The 13,103-nt window shown below is 71.2% G+C and carries 12 protein-coding genes; 4 read left to right on the top strand and 8 right to left on the bottom strand.

Features of this window, described 5'->3' with window-relative positions; all coding sequences use genetic code 11:
• Positions 1-84: 84 nt before the first annotated feature.
• Positions 85-612 carry a TlpA family protein disulfide reductase gene (locus tag BGO22_RS10565; protein WP_070399227.1) on the bottom strand — a complete coding sequence of 176 codons (528 nt, stop codon included), beginning with the start codon at positions 610-612 and terminating at the stop codon, positions 85-87.
• A gap of 5 nt (positions 613-617) precedes the next feature.
• Positions 618-1,229, bottom strand: a complete 612-nt coding sequence (locus BGO22_RS10560; protein WP_070399065.1) for a hypothetical protein — start codon at positions 1,227-1,229, stop codon at positions 618-620.
• 40 nt (positions 1,230-1,269) lie between these two features.
• Between BGO22_RS10560 and mpl the strand changes: the two genes are divergently transcribed.
• The gene (gene mpl / locus BGO22_RS10555; RefSeq protein ID WP_286850765.1) at positions 1,270-2,727 is read left to right on the top strand and encodes a UDP-N-acetylmuramate:L-alanyl-gamma-D-glutamyl-meso-diaminopimelate ligase; all 1,458 of its coding nucleotides are present in this window, start codon (positions 1,270-1,272) and stop codon (positions 2,725-2,727) included.
• A gap of 16 nt (positions 2,728-2,743) precedes the next feature.
• Here the strand turns inward: mpl and BGO22_RS10550 are convergent, their stop codons facing one another.
• The 6 genes from BGO22_RS10550 to rodA all read right to left on the bottom strand — a co-directional run bounded on the left by BGO22_RS10550 (position 2,744) and on the right by rodA (position 9,446).
• The gene (locus tag BGO22_RS10550) at positions 2,744-3,064 is read right to left on the bottom strand and encodes a hypothetical protein (RefSeq protein WP_070399067.1); all 321 of its coding nucleotides are present in this window, start codon (positions 3,062-3,064) and stop codon (positions 2,744-2,746) included.
• A gap of 77 nt (positions 3,065-3,141) precedes the next feature.
• Positions 3,142-4,275, bottom strand: a complete 1,134-nt coding sequence (locus tag BGO22_RS10545; RefSeq protein WP_070399068.1) for a 3-deoxy-7-phosphoheptulonate synthase — start codon at positions 4,273-4,275, stop codon at positions 3,142-3,144.
• 210 nt (positions 4,276-4,485) lie between these two features.
• Entirely contained in the window at positions 4,486-5,847 is a 1,362-nt protein-coding gene (chrA, locus tag BGO22_RS10540) for a chromate efflux transporter (protein WP_070399069.1), read from the bottom strand.
• Positions 5,844-7,304, bottom strand: a complete 1,461-nt coding sequence (tldD, locus tag BGO22_RS10535; protein ID WP_070399070.1) for a metalloprotease TldD — start codon at positions 7,302-7,304, stop codon at positions 5,844-5,846. Before tldD ends, chrA begins: the two co-directional genes overlap by 4 nt.
• 37 nt (positions 7,305-7,341) lie before the next feature.
• Positions 7,342-8,292: an NAD(P)-dependent oxidoreductase gene (locus tag BGO22_RS10530; protein ID WP_286850759.1), complete on the bottom strand. Its 951-nt coding sequence runs from the start codon at positions 8,290-8,292 to the stop codon at positions 7,342-7,344.
• Entirely contained in the window at positions 8,289-9,446 is a 1,158-nt protein-coding gene (rodA, locus tag BGO22_RS10525; RefSeq protein WP_070399072.1) for a rod shape-determining protein RodA, read from the bottom strand. The genes BGO22_RS10530 and rodA overlap by 4 nt, the downstream gene beginning before the upstream one ends.
• Between rodA and BGO22_RS10520 the strand changes: the two genes are divergently transcribed.
• The 3 genes from BGO22_RS10520 to BGO22_RS10510 are packed head-to-tail and all read left to right on the top strand — an operon-like array spanning position 9,445 to position 13,064.
• On the top strand, positions 9,445-10,083 hold the full coding sequence (locus BGO22_RS10520) for a YqiA/YcfP family alpha/beta fold hydrolase (RefSeq protein WP_254668149.1): 639 nt from the start codon (positions 9,445-9,447) through the stop codon (positions 10,081-10,083). The two genes, rodA and BGO22_RS10520, sit on opposite strands and share 2 nt — an antisense overlap.
• A gap of 27 nt (positions 10,084-10,110) precedes the next feature.
• Positions 10,111-12,174, top strand: coding sequence for a ribonuclease catalytic domain-containing protein (locus BGO22_RS10515; RefSeq protein WP_070399073.1), 2,064 nt, complete (start codon positions 10,111-10,113; stop codon positions 12,172-12,174).
• A gap of 8 nt (positions 12,175-12,182) precedes the next feature.
• On the top strand, positions 12,183-13,064 hold the full coding sequence (locus BGO22_RS10510; protein ID WP_254668150.1) for an energy transducer TonB: 882 nt from the start codon (positions 12,183-12,185) through the stop codon (positions 13,062-13,064).
• The last annotated feature ends 39 nt before the right edge of the window (positions 13,065-13,103 follow it).

Raw genomic sequence — 13,103 nt, 5'->3', positions numbered from 1 at the left:
GTACACGAAGGGCCGAACCGCGCCCGTTCGGCCATCCTGCCGAAATTCACTGAAGATGGCCGCGCTTGATGCGCGTTGAGCGCGTCAGACCGATCCGGCCCATGCCCTCAGGTCGGCCTCGTGGACCTGGCCGATCTTGCGGTGAACGGCGCGGCCGTCCGGCCCGAACACCACCGTGAACGGCAAGGCGCCGGTGGCGTTGCCCAGCGAACGGCTGAGCTCGGTGCCGGCGAAGCCGGTCATGCCCACGGGAAAGCGCAGCGGCAGGCGCTGCAGGAACTGGCGCACCGGCTCTGCCCGGTCCACCGCCAGGGCCAGGAACTGCCAGCCTTTGGGTGCCTGCTTTTCGTGGAAGGCGTTGAGCAGCGGCAGCTCTTCCACGCAGGGCGGGCACCAGGTGGCCCAGAAGTTCACCAGCAGCGGACTGCCGCGCCAGTTGGCCACGGCCAGTGAACCGCCCTCGGGCGTTTCAAAGGCGGTCTGCCAGAAAGCGGTCTCGGCGCCGTCGAGCACCGGGGTCGGGCTCAGGCGGCGGTCGGCCCACCAGGCGCCGGCGCCGGCCGCGGCCAGGGCCACGCCCCCTGCCAGCCAGTGGCGGCGTTGCATCTTCATGGCCATCAGGCGCCCTCCCCCGCCTCGGCGATCAGGCGCTCGCGCAGCGCGGTGGCGTCGCCGCGCGGTTTGCGGCCCTGGCTGTCGGGCTTGAGCGCGCCGCGCAGGCCATCCAGGTCGTGCACCAGCAGGTGCAGGAGCACCCACTGGCCCAGCGCCTCGCTGCGGGTGCGCACGGTCAGGGCGTCGACGGCTTCGCCGCGCCAGCCGCTGGCCGTGCCGGGGTGGTAGTCCACCTTGTGGTCGATCAAGGCCCATTCGGCCTGCTTGGGGTCGTCGCAGAAAAGGTGCATGTGGAGGTCGCTGTGGCGCGTGGCCGTGCCGTGCCAGGCGGCGCCGCCCAGGTGGGGGCGGAAGGCCTGGAGTCGATCCATCCAGACCAGCGCCAGTTCCCGCAGCGCGCGCAGCTCGGCCGGCTGGGTGTCGGCGCAGAACACGGCGATGTGCTCGCGCACGGCCGCTTCCAGCGTGTCGTTGTCGGGCAGCGGGGTTCGGGCGGGCAGGCCCAGCTGGCGGATGGCGGCGCGCTTGGCCGCGGCGTAGTCCTGGCCTTCGTCGACCACCAGGCGCGCGGCCACGGCGGCGATCTCGGCGGCGGTGTCGTCTCGCGAGAGCATCCGGGGATTGTGCCCCGTGGGCAAAACCTAGAATCCGCGGATGCATATTCACATCCTGGGCATCTGCGGCACCTTCATGGGCGGTGTCGCGGCCCTGGCCCGCGAGGCGGGCCACCGCGTGACCGGCTGCGACGCCGGCGTCTACCCCCCCATGAGCGACCAGCTGCGCGCGCTGGGCATCGACCTCATCGAAGGCTTCGGCGCCGACCAGATGGCGCTGAACCCCGACATCTGGGTGGTGGGCAACGTGGTGAGCCGCGGGCGCCTGCCGGACGGCACCCCCAAGTTCCCGCTGATGGAGGCCATCCTGGAGGCCGGCGCGCCCTACACCAGCGGACCGCAGTGGCTGGCCGAGCACGTGCTGCAGGGCCGCCACGTGCTGGCCGTGGCCGGCACGCACGGCAAGACCACCACCACCTCGATGCTGGCCTGGGTGCTGGAGGCCTGCGGGCACAAGCCCGGCTTCCTGGTGGGCGGCGTGCCAATGAACTTCGGCGTGTCAGCGCGGCTGGGCGAAGGCCAGGCCGATCCCGCCGCAGGGCCGTCCCAGGGCGGGATCGGCCTTCCCGCGGGGCAGCGGCGCAGCGTGAGGGCCCCGTTCGTCATCGAAGCCGACGAGTACGACACCGCCTTCTTCGACAAGCGCAGCAAGTTCGTGCACTACCGCCCGCGCACGGCCATCCTCAACAACCTCGAATTCGACCACGCCGACATCTTCGACGACCTCAAGGCCATCGAGCGGCAGTTCCACCACCTGGTGCGCACCGTGCCGGGCAGCGGCCGCGTGGTGGTCAACGGCCTGGAGGACAGCCTGGAGCGCGTGCTGCACCAAGGATGCTGGAGCGAGCTGCGCAGCTTCGGCGCCGCCGTGAGCGACTTCACCGCGCAGGGCGAGCCGCACGATTTCGCCGTGCTGTACCGCGGCCAGGCGGTTGGCCACGTGCGTTGGGCGCTCAGTGGCGTGCACAACCAGCTCAACGCGCTCGCCGCCATCGCCGCGGCCGATCACCTCGGCGTGCCGCCGGCCGAGGCCGCGCAGGCGCTGGCCCACTTTCAGAACGTGCGCCGCCGCATGGAGGTGCGCGGCGCCGTGGCGCGCGCGGGCGGGGACATCACGGTCTACGACGACTTCGCGCACCACCCCACGGCCATCCGCACCACCCTCGACGGCCTGGCGCGCCGACTGGGCCAGCCGCGCGGGCGCATCCTGGCGGTGTTCGAGCCGCGCAGCAACACCATGAAGCTGGGCACCATGAAATCGCAGCTGCCCTGGAGCCTGGAAAACGCCGACCTGGCCTTCTGCCATTCGGGCGGGCTCGACTGGGACGCTGCCGAAGCGCTGGCCCCCATGGGCGCGCGCGCCCAGGTCGGCGCGAACATCGAGACGGTCGTGAACCAGGTGGTGCGGGCCGCCCAGGCCGGCGACCACATCGTGTGCATGAGCAACGGCGGCTTCGGCGGCATCCACGAGCGCCTGCTCAAGGCGCTCGCCGGCTGATGCCCGCGCGTCGGACTCAGTAGCTCAGCGACTGCGCCGGCACATCCACCGTGACCAGCGGCTTGGCCAGCGCCGCGCTGGCCGCGCGCGCGAAGGCCAGGGCCCAGTCGCGGTGCGCCGCGTCCTGGAAACGCGGCTGGCCAGCGGCCTGCGCGATGCACAGGATCTTGTCGGCCGTGAGCACCTTGCCCGTGGGGCGGATCGGCTCGCAGCCCATCCGCGTGAACTGCTCGTCCAGCCAGTGCCGCGCCTGGTCGTGCGGCATGGGCTGCACCTCTTCCAGGTCGATGCGGTAGGTGGCTGGCTCGCCCCAGGTGATGATGACTTGGCTGCGCATGTGGGTCTCCGCAAGGCGTGTTGTCAGGCCATTGTGCCGCGCGCCGGGGCGCGGCACGGCGCAAACCCCTGGGCGGCTCAGCCCGCGCGGCGCCGCGCGGCCTGCACCGACTGCGACAGGATCTCCAGCGCCTGCACCGAATCGTCCCAGCCCAGGCAGGCGTCGGTGATGCTCTGGCCGTACTGCAGCGCCGCGGGGTCGTCCTTGCCGGGGGTGAACTTCTGCGCGCCGGCCTCGATGTGGCTTTCGATCATCACGCCGAAGATGGACCGGGAGCCGCCCGCGATCTGCGCGCCCACGTCGCGCGCCACGTCGAGCTGCTTCTCGTGCTGCTTGCTGCTGTTGGCGTGGCTGAAATCGATCATGAGGCGAGGCACCTGCTTGGCCGCCTCCAGGTCCTTCACGGCGGCGGCCACGCTGACGGCGTCGTAGTTGGGCGCCTTGCCGCCGCGCAGGATCACGTGGCAGTCCCGGTTGCCCTTGGTCTGCACGACGGCGACCTGGCCGTTCTTGTGCACCGACAGGAAATGGTGGCCGCGGCCCGCCGCCTGGATGGCGTCGGTCGCGATCTTGATGTTGCCGTCGGTGCCGTTCTTGAAACCGATGGGCGCCGACAGGCCCGAGGCCAGTTCGCGGTGCACCTGGCTCTCGGTGGTGCGCGCGCCGATGGCGCCCCAGCTGATGAGGTCGCCGATGTACTGCGGCGAAATCACGTCAAGGAACTCGCTGCCCGCCGGCAGGCCCTGGCGGTTGATCTCGATCAGCAGCTGGCGCGCGATGCGCAGGCCCTCGTCGATGCGGTAGCTCTCGTCCAGGTAGGGGTCGTTGATCAGGCCCTTCCAACCCACCGTGGTGCGCGGCTTCTCGAAGTACACGCGCATCACGACTTCCAGCGTATCGGCGTGCTGCTCGCGCAGCTTCTTCAGGCGCCGCGCGTAGTCCAGGGCAGCGCCGGGGTCGTGGATGGAGCACGGGCCGATGACCACGAGCAGCCGGTCGTCCTTGCCGTGCAGGATGCGGTGGATGCGCTGGCGCGTCTGGCTGATGAGGTCTTCCGTCGCCGTGCCGGCGATGGGGAAGAAGCGGATGAGGTGTTCGGGCGGGGGAAGCACGGTGATCTTCTGGATGCGTTGGTCGTCGGTCTCGCTGGTCTTGTCGAGCGGACGCGCATACCAGGCGTCGCTGGCGGCGGAAGTGGCTTTGGCGTTCATCACGGGCTCCTGGGTGGGTCTAGAGAAAATGGATGGGGCGAAAAAAAACCGCCGGGCTTGAGGCTCCGGCGGTTGTTGTTCGAGATGCTTGGCGCGCTTACGACTTCGCCTCTCGTCCGCCGGGGACAGAGAACCAAAAGTAAAAAGCAAAGTAAACGGCGCGCGAAGGCATGGCACGCAATGTAGCACAGGGCCTGAGGCGCTCGCCCCTCAGCCCGCCCAGCCGCTGGTTTTGAGCAACACCCCCAACGCGCCGCAGGCCGCGATCACCGGGATGACGCCGAGCTTGAAACGCACCAGCGCCAGGGCCGCGAGCGCGGCGATCGCCAGCGCGGCGGCATCGACCGGTCCGCCAGGCAAGGGCCGGGCGATATGGGCCAGGAAGAACACGCCGAGGCTGGCGATCACACCCACCACCGCCGCCGTGATGCCGGTAAGCGGCGCGGTGAAATGCACCTGCCCATGCGTGCTTTCCACCAGCGGGCCGCCCGCGAGAATGAAAACGAACGAGGGCAGGAAGGTGAACCAGGTGACCACCGCCGCCGCCAGCGCCGCGCCCCAGAAGCGCGCATCGGGGCCCAGCACCTCGGTGTGCCAGCCGCCCAGGAAACCGACGAAGGCCACCACCATGATCAGCGGCCCCGGCGTGGTTTCACCCAGGGCCAGGCCATCGATCATCTGCGGCCCGCTGAGCCAGCCGTGCTGCACCACGGCACCCTGGTAGACGTAGGGCAGCACCGCGTAGGCGCCGCCAAAGGTGAGCAGCGCGGCCTTGGAGAAGAACAGGCCCATGGCGCCCAGCACGCCCTGCGCGCCCTGCCACGCGAGCAGCGCCGCCATGGGCAGCGCCCACAGAAGCGCGCCCACCAGCAGCACGCGCGCCAAGCGGCCCCGCGAGAAGCGCGCGTGCGCCGGCGGGGGGGTGTGGTCGTCGATGAGCGCCACAGGCGGCGCGGGCGCCGGTGCCGCCGAGGCCGCGGCCTGGGCGCCGGCGGGCAGGAACTGCGAGGGCGCGAAGCGCCCGCCCAGCCAGCCCAGCGCCAGCGCCGACAGCACCACCAGCGGAAACGGCAGCTGGAAGACGGCGATGGCGGCGAAGCTGCCGACCGCCATGGCCCACAGCCAGGGCGCGCGGCGCGGCGAGCGCAGCACCTTGCCGCCGATGCGCCAGACCGCCTGCACCACGATGGCCGCCACGGCGGGCTTGATGCCATAGAGCAGGCCCGCCACCCAGCCCACCTGGCCATACACCAGGTAGGCCCAGCTCAGGGCGATGAGCAGCAGCAGAGAGGGCAGCACGAACAGCGCGCCCGCCGCGATGCCACCCCAGGTGCGGTGCAGCAGCCAGCCGATGTAGGTGGCCAGTTGCTGGGCCTCTGGGCCGGGCAGCAGCATGCAGTAGTTGAGCGCGTGCAGGAAGCGCCGCTCGCTGATCCAGCGCCGCTGCTCCACGAGTTCGCGGTGCATCACCGCGATTTGCCCCGCCGGGCCGCCGAAGCTGATGAAGCCGAGCTTGAGCCAGAAGCGCAGGGCCTCGCCAAACGGCACCGGCCCTGGCGCGCCCGCGCTCAAGCCGTGCCGCCGACCGTGAGGGCCTCGATGCGCAGCGTGGGTTGGCCCACGCCCACGGGCACGCTCTGGCCTTCCTTGCCGCAGGTGCCCACGCCGCTGTCGAGCTTCATGTCGTTGCCGATCATGCTCACGCGCGTGAGCGCGTCCGGGCCGTTGCCCACCAGGGTGGCGCCCTTCACGGGGTACTGGATCTTGCCGTTTTCGACCCAGAAGGCCTGGCTGGCCGAGAACACGAACTTGCCGCTGGTGATGTCCACCTGGCCGCCGCCGAAGTTGGTGGCGTACAGGCCCTTCTTGATGCTGGCGACGATCTCGTCGGGGTGCTTGTCGCCGCCGAGCATGTAGGTGTTGGTCATGCGCGGCATGGGCGTGTGGGCGTAGCTCTCGCGCCGGCCGTTGCCGGTGGGCTTGACGCCCATCAGGCGTGCGTTCATGGCGTCCTGGATGTAGCCGCGCAGGATGCCGTCTTCGATGAGCACGTTGCGCTGCGACACATGGCCTTCGTCGTCGACGTTGAGCGAGCCGCGGCGATCGGCGATGGTGCCGTCGTCGAGAACGGTGACGCCCTTGGCGGCCACGCGCTGGCCAATGCGGCCGGCAAACGCGCTGCTGCCCTTGCGGTTGAAGTCGCCTTCCAGGCCGTGGCCCACGGCCTCGTGCAGCAGGATGCCGGGCCAGCCGCTGCCCAGCACCACCACCATCTCGCCCGCGGGCGCGGGGCGCGATTCGAGGTTGGTCAGCGCCTGCTCCACCGCCTCGTCCACGTAGGACTGCACCATGGCGTCGTCGAAGTAGGCCAGGCCGAAGCGGCCACCGCCGCCCGAATTGCCCATCTCGCGCCGGCCGTTCTGTTCGGCGATGACGGTGACCGACAGGCGGATCAGCGGGCGCACGTCGGCCGCCAGCGTGCCGTCGGCGCGCGCCACCAGCACCACGTCGTGCTCGGCGGCCAGGCCGGCCATCACCTGGGCCACGCGGGGGTCCTTGGCCTTCGCCAGGCGCTCCACTTTTTCAAGCAGCGCCACCTTGGCGGTGCTGTCCAGCGAAGCGATGGGGTCCACGCCAGCGTAGAGCGAGCGCGAGGGGGCGACCTTGGGCGCCGCCACCTTGACCTTCTTCGTCTGGCCCTGGCCCGAGATGCTGCGCACGGTGCGCGCGGCGTCGAGCAGCGAGTCCCAGGACAGGTCGTCGGAGTAGGCGAAGGCGGTCTTCTCGCCGCTGACGGCGCGCACGCCCACGCCCTGCTCGATGTGGAAGCTGCCGGTCTTGACGATGCCCTCCTCCAGGCTCCAGCCCTCGTTGCGCGTGGCCTGGAAATAGAGATCGGCATCGTCCACCCCGTGCGAGCGGATCTCCGCCAGCGCCTGGTGCAGGTGGGCGGTGGTGAGGCCGAAGGGTTCGAGCAGCAGTTGCTCGGCGGTGGCCAGTCGGGCCAGGGTGGGTTCGCGGGCGATCATCCGGGCATTGTAGGAACCGCCCGCCCGCCTGTGGGCCTCAGGGCTTTGGTTCCGTCGGGGGTTTCGGCGGGGGCCATCCCGCCGGGTGCTCGCGCATCCAGTCGAGCAGCGCGCCGTCGTCCTGGCCGGCCATGCCCTGCGCCAGCGCGGCGGCGAAGACCGCGGCGGCCTGCGGGCCAAGGACGCCCTCATGGCCGGTGGACCGACCGGCCGCCACCGCCAGGCGGGTGTCCTTGGCCAGCAGGCTCATGTGGGCGCGCGGTGCCGTGTCGCCAGCCAGCCGGCGGCGCAGGCGGTCGGAGCCGATCCAGCTCTGGCCGCTGGAGCGCTCGATCACGTCCAGCGTGCGCGAGAGGTCCAGCCCCAGGCGCTGGGCCAGGGCCAGGGCCTCGGCCGCGCCCGCCAGGTTGATGCCCGCCAGCAGGTTGTTCACCAGCTTGGTGCGCGCCCCGTCGCCCACGCGGGCGCCGACGCGGAACTGGCTGTCGGACAGGTCGGCCAGCAGGCCCGCGTGGCGCTGCAGGGTGGCCTCGGGGCCGGCGAGCATCAGGCTCATGGTGCCGGCGCGCGCCCGGGCCGGGCCGCCGGACATGGGAGCGTCGATGGTGTCCACGCCCTGGGACGCCAGCCGCGCCGCGATGGCTTCGGTGTCCTCGGGGGCGATGGTGGGGCACAGCAGCAGGGTCTGGCCCGGCCGCAGCGCGGCGGCGGCACCCTGCTCACCCCAGAGCACCTCGCGGCACTGCGCGGCGTCCACCACCACCAGGGCCAGCACGCCGCCGTCGGCCAGGCGCTCGGTGGCGGCGCGCGCGCTGGCGCAGACCGTGGCGCCGGCCGCGCGGGCGCGTTCGGCGCAGGCGGGGTCGACGTCGCGCACCACCACGGCCCAGCCGCGCTCGCGCAGGCGCTCGACCATGGCACCGCCCATCAGGCCGGCGCCGATGACGGCCACGGGGTGATCGCCGCTGCGCTCCGGTGCGCCGGTCATGAGGGCACCAGTCGCTTGGCGCGCGAAATGGCCAGCAGCATGCCCAGGCCCACGCCCATGGTCACCATGGCGGTGCCGCCGTAGCTGACGAACGGCAGCGGCACGCCCACCACGGGCAGGATGCCGCTGACCATGCCCATGTTCACGAAGGCGTAGACGAAGATGTTGAGCGTGAGCGCACCCGCCAGCAGGCGGGAGAACAGCGTGGGCGCCTCGGCCGCGATGACCAGCCCGCGGCCGATGAGCGCGGTGAAACCGGCCAGCAGCACCAGCACGCCCACCAGGCCGAACTCCTCGGAGAAGGCGGCGTAGATGAAGTCGGTGGTGCGCTCGGGAATGAACTCCAGGTGGGTCTGCGTGCCCTGCATGAAGCCTTTGCCCCAGACGCCGCCCGAGCCGATGGCGATCATGCCCTGGATGATGTGAAAGCCCTTGCCCAGCGGGTCGGTGGTCGGGTCCAGCAGGGTGCACACGCGCTGGCGCTGGTACTCGTGCAGCACCTGCCAATCCACGCCGGGCGCGCACCAGGACGATTCATTGAAGATCAGCACCACCACGCCGATGCCCAGCAGCACCACGGGCGGGACGATCAGCTTCCAGCTCAGGCCGGCGAAGAAGATGACGGCCAGGCCGGAGGCCAGCACCAGCAGCGTGGTGCCCAGGTCGGGCTGGAGCAGGATCAGGCCGATGGGCACGGCCAGCAGCCCGCCCGCGACCACGAAGTCCATGGGCTTGAGCTGGCCTTCGCGGCGGTGGAACCACCAGGCCAGCATCATGGGCATGGCGATCTTCATGATCTCGCTGGGCTGGATCACCGTCACGCCGATGTCGAGCCAGCGCTGGGCACCCTTGCGCATGATGCCGGCGAACTCCACCCCCAGCAGCAGGGCCACGCCCACCAGGTAGAGCGGCAGCGCCAGGCTCATCAGGCGCTGCGGCGGGATTTGCGAGCACACCAGCATGACGGTGGCGCCGATCAGCATGTTGCGGCCGTGCTGGGAAAAGCGCGAGCCGTGGTCGAAGCCCACCGAGTACATGGTGACCAGGCCCAGGGCGGCCATGAAACAGATGATGGCGATGAGCGGCCAGTCGAAGCCCCGCATGAAGGGGATCGCGCGCTGCAGCAGACTGGGTTTGTCGAGGACGACGGCCATGGACCGCGATTATCCTCAGTCGATGCACCCCCTCCCCACCACCCACCTGCTCTACCTGCACGGCTTCCGGTCCTCCCCCCTGTCGATGAAGGCCCGCCTGGTGGGCGAGCGCGTGCGCCGCGCGCACCCCGCCGTGACCTGGTGGTGCCCCCAGCTGCCGCCGTCGCCGCGCGCCGCCACCGAATGGATCCGCCAGGCCACGGCCGACTGGCCGCGCGAACGCACGGCGGTGGTGGGGTCCTCGCTGGGCGGGTTCTACGCGCGCTGGTTCGCCCTGCAGACCGGCTGCCGGGCGGTGCTGCTCAACCCCGCGGCCCACCCCGCGCGCGACCTGGCCGCCCACATCGGCGAACAGACCACCTGGCAGAACCCCGAGGAGCGCTTCTTCTTCGAGCCCGGCTTCGTGGACGAACTGCGGGCGCTGGAGAGCGACATCGCGCGCCTGTCGCCGGCCTCGCCGGCCACGCCCGAGCGCCTGTTCGCGCTCATCGCCAAGGGCGACGAGGTGCTGGACTGGCGCGAGATGCAGGCCTTTTGCGCGGGCGGCGGCATCCGCCTGCTGGAAGGCGGCGACCACGCGATCAGCGATTTCGAGGCCCACATGGACGCGGTGTTCGGCTTCCTGCGGCTGGCCTGAGCCGGGCGGGATGGGACAATCGCGCCCATGCACATCCTGTTCGACGAGGCCGGCAAGTTCCTGACCGGCCGCCTGCTGTCCGAGTCCGACAGTTCCCTCCAGGTGGAACTCGACTCCGGCAAGCGGGTGAAAGTGAAAGCGGCCAACGCGCTGCTGCGGTTCGAGAAACCCGCGCCCGCCGAGCTCCTGAAGGAGGCCGGCGCGCTGGCCGAGGGCATGGAGCTCGAACTCGCCTACGAATTCGCGCCCGAGGACGAGTTCGGCTTCGCCGACCTGGCGCGCGAGTACTTCAGCGCCCAGGCCGGCACCGCCCAGCAGGTGGCCGCGCTGCTCACGCTGCAGAACGCGCCGCACTACTTCCGCCGCGCCGGCAAGGGCCGCTTCAAGAAGGCCCCGCCCGAGATCGTGGCCCAGGCCCTGGCCGCCATCGAGAAGAAGAAAGAGCTGCAGGCCCGCATCGAGGCCTGGGCCGCCGAGCTGGTGGCGGGCCGCTGCCCCGAGCCGGTGCACCAGCAGCTCTACCGCATCCTCTTCAAGCCCGACAAGAACGGCCCCGAATACAAGGCCGTGGTCGAGGCCGCGCGCCTGAGCCACACCGCGCCGCTGGTGCTGCTGCAGCAGGCTGGGGCCATCCGCAGCGCCTACCAGTTCCACTGGCAGCGCTTCCTGTTCGAGCACTTTCCCAAAGGCACGGGCTTCCCTGCGCTGAACGCCCCGCCGGTGGCCGAGGCGCTGCCGCTGGCGGCCGTGGCGGCCTTCTCCATCGACGACTCCGCCACCACCGAGATCGACGACGCGCTCTCCGTGCAGGGCCTGGGCTCGGGCACGGTCACGCTGGGCATCCACATCGCGGCGCCGGGCCTGGCCATCGCGCCGGGCGACCCGCTCGACGAACTCGCGCGCACGCGCCTGTCCACCGTCTACATGCCCGGCCACAAGATCACCATGCTGCCCGACGCGGTGGTCGACGCCTACACGCTGCAGGCCGGACGCGACTGCCCGGCCGTCTCGCTGTACGTGGAGATCGACGAGGCCACGCTGGCCGTGGGCCCCAGCCGCACCGCGCTGGAGCGCGTGCCGATCGCCCACAACCTGCGCCACGACCGGCTCGACGCGATCGTCACCGAGGCCTGGCTCGCCGGCGAGGCCAACGCCCAGGCCCCGGCCGAGCTGGCCGGGCTGCAGCCCGCGCTGGTCTTCCTGCACCGCTTCGCGCGCGAACACAAGGCGCAGCGCGAAATCGCGCGCGGCAAGCCCGAGACCTTCGCGCGCCCCGACTACACCTTCAAGCTGGAAGGCGTGCAGGGCGACGAACCCGCCGGCGACGAACGCGTGCTCATCGGCACGCGCTCGCGCGGCGCGCCGCTGGACCTGATGGTGGCCGAGGCCATGATCCTGGCCAACAAGACCTGGGGCCTGTGGCTGGCCGAGTGCGGCGTGCCCGGCATCTACCGCAGCCAGGCCAGCCTGCTGCCGGGCATCAAGGTGCGCATGGGCACCAAGGCCCTGCCGCACGCCGGCATCGGCGTGAAGGCCTACACCTGGGCCACCTCGCCGCTGCGCCGCTACGTCGACCTGGTCAACCAGTGGCAGATCGTGGCCTGCGCGCGCCACGGCAAGACCGCCGCGCTGGCCGCGCCCTTCAAGCCCAAGGACGCCAACCTGCTCGCCGTGGTCAGCGCCTTCGACGCCGCCCACACCGCCTACAACGGCTTCCAGGGCGGCATGGAGCGCTACTGGACGCTGCAGTACCTGCGTCAGAACGGCATCACCGAACTCACCGCCACGCTCATCAAGGACGGCCTGGTGCGCGCCGACACCCTGCCCCTGGTGCTGCCGGTGCTGGGCGCCGATGGCCTGCTGCGCGGTGCCCACCTGCGGATCCGGCTGGGGGCCATCGACGACATCACCTTGGAGCTGAGCGGCACGGTCATCGAGCGGCTCGACCAGCCGGTGGAAGATCCCGCGGCGCTCGAGTCCGAGGCCGAGGAGGACGAGGAAGAGCCGCTGGGCGCCCCGGTGGCGCTGGCCATCGACCTGGACGAGGCCGCGGCGGCCGAAACGCCCCCCGACGGAACGCAGAACGGATAATCCCCCGCGTGAAATCCGCCGCCCGCGCCAAGGCCGTCCGCACCCTGAGGAACCTGAGCACGCTGCAGCTCGCGCTGCTGGTCTCGCTCGGGGTGCACGCGGCCCTGCTGGCGGTGCGCTTCGCCGACCCGGAGCGCTTCGACCGCGTGTTCAAGGACACGCCGCTGGAGGTGATCCTGGTCAACGCGCGCAGCGACCAGCGCCCCGAGAAGGCCCAGGCCATCGCCCAGGCCGCGCTGGCCGGCGGCGGCGACGCCGAGCGCGGGCGCGCCACCTCGCCGCTGCCCCCCGCTGCCATCGCCCGGCTGGGCGACACGCCCGACGAAGAACTGCGCCGCATGGAGGCCCTGATGGAGCAGCAGGTGCAGCTGCTCGCGCAGGTGCGCCGCGCGCTGGCCACCATGCCGCCGCCCGCTCCCGTGGCCCAGCGCCAGACGCCCGAGGCCCGCGAGCAGGAACAGAGGCGCCAGGCCCTGGTGCGCGTGCTGGCCGAGATCGAGAAACGCATCAACGAGGAAAACGCGCGGCCGCGCAAGCGCTACATCAGCCCGGCCACGCGCGAAGCCGTCTACGCCGTCTACTACGACGGCCTGCGCCGGCGCATCGAGCAGCACGGCACGGCCAACTTCCCCGAGGCCGCCGGGCGCAAGCTCTATGGCGAACTCACCATGGTCATTACCGTGAACCACACCGGCCAGGTGCTCGACACCGAGGTGGTGCAGGGCTCCGGCAACCGCCTGCTCGACAGCCGCGCCCAGGCCATCGTGCGTGGCCTGGCCTTCGGTCGCTTCAACGAGGCCATGCGCCGCCAGGCCGACCAGATCGTGGTCGTCTCGCGCTTTCGCTTCACGCGCGAGGACGGCCTGCAGACCCAACTGTCGGGACAGTAGTGGTACGCGCCTTCGGTCGCTGGCTGCTGTGGTTGGTGC

It is taken from the genome of Hydrogenophaga sp. 70-12, from assembly GCF_001897365.1.
Taxonomy (GTDB): Bacteria; Pseudomonadota; Gammaproteobacteria; order Burkholderiales; family Burkholderiaceae_C; genus Hydrogenophaga; species Hydrogenophaga borbori.
Note: the sequence above shows the minus strand (reverse complement) of the source record. Positions and strands in the feature narration are given on the sequence as shown.

What these genes read in the sequence shown, in the direction of transcription:
- BGO22_RS10515 (WP_070399073.1), top strand. Translation starts at nt 10,111, where the DNA reads ATGCACATCCTGTTCGACGAGGCCGGCAAGTTCCTGACCGGCCGCCTG.
- BGO22_RS10545 (WP_070399068.1), bottom strand. Translation starts at nt 4,275, where the DNA reads ATGAACGCCAAAGCCACTTCCGCCGCCAGCGACGCCTGGTATGCGCGT.
- mpl (WP_286850765.1), top strand. Translation starts at nt 1,270, where the DNA reads ATGCATATTCACATCCTGGGCATCTGCGGCACCTTCATGGGCGGTGTC.
- BGO22_RS10530 (WP_286850759.1), bottom strand. Translation starts at nt 8,292, where the DNA reads ATGACCGGCGCACCGGAGCGCAGCGGCGATCACCCCGTGGCCGTCATC.
- tldD (WP_070399070.1), bottom strand. Translation starts at nt 7,304, where the DNA reads ATGATCGCCCGCGAACCCACCCTGGCCCGACTGGCCACCGCCGAGCAA.
- BGO22_RS10565 (WP_070399227.1), bottom strand. Translation starts at nt 612, where the DNA reads ATGAAGATGCAACGCCGCCACTGGCTGGCAGGGGGCGTGGCCCTGGCC.
- BGO22_RS10520 (WP_254668149.1), top strand. Translation starts at nt 9,445, where the DNA reads ATGGACCGCGATTATCCTCAGTCGATGCACCCCCTCCCCACCACCCAC.
- BGO22_RS10550 (WP_070399067.1), bottom strand. Translation starts at nt 3,064, where the DNA reads ATGCGCAGCCAAGTCATCATCACCTGGGGCGAGCCAGCCACCTACCGC.
- rodA (WP_070399072.1), bottom strand. Translation starts at nt 9,446, where the DNA reads ATGGCCGTCGTCCTCGACAAACCCAGTCTGCTGCAGCGCGCGATCCCC.
- BGO22_RS10560 (WP_070399065.1), bottom strand. Translation starts at nt 1,229, where the DNA reads ATGCTCTCGCGAGACGACACCGCCGCCGAGATCGCCGCCGTGGCCGCG.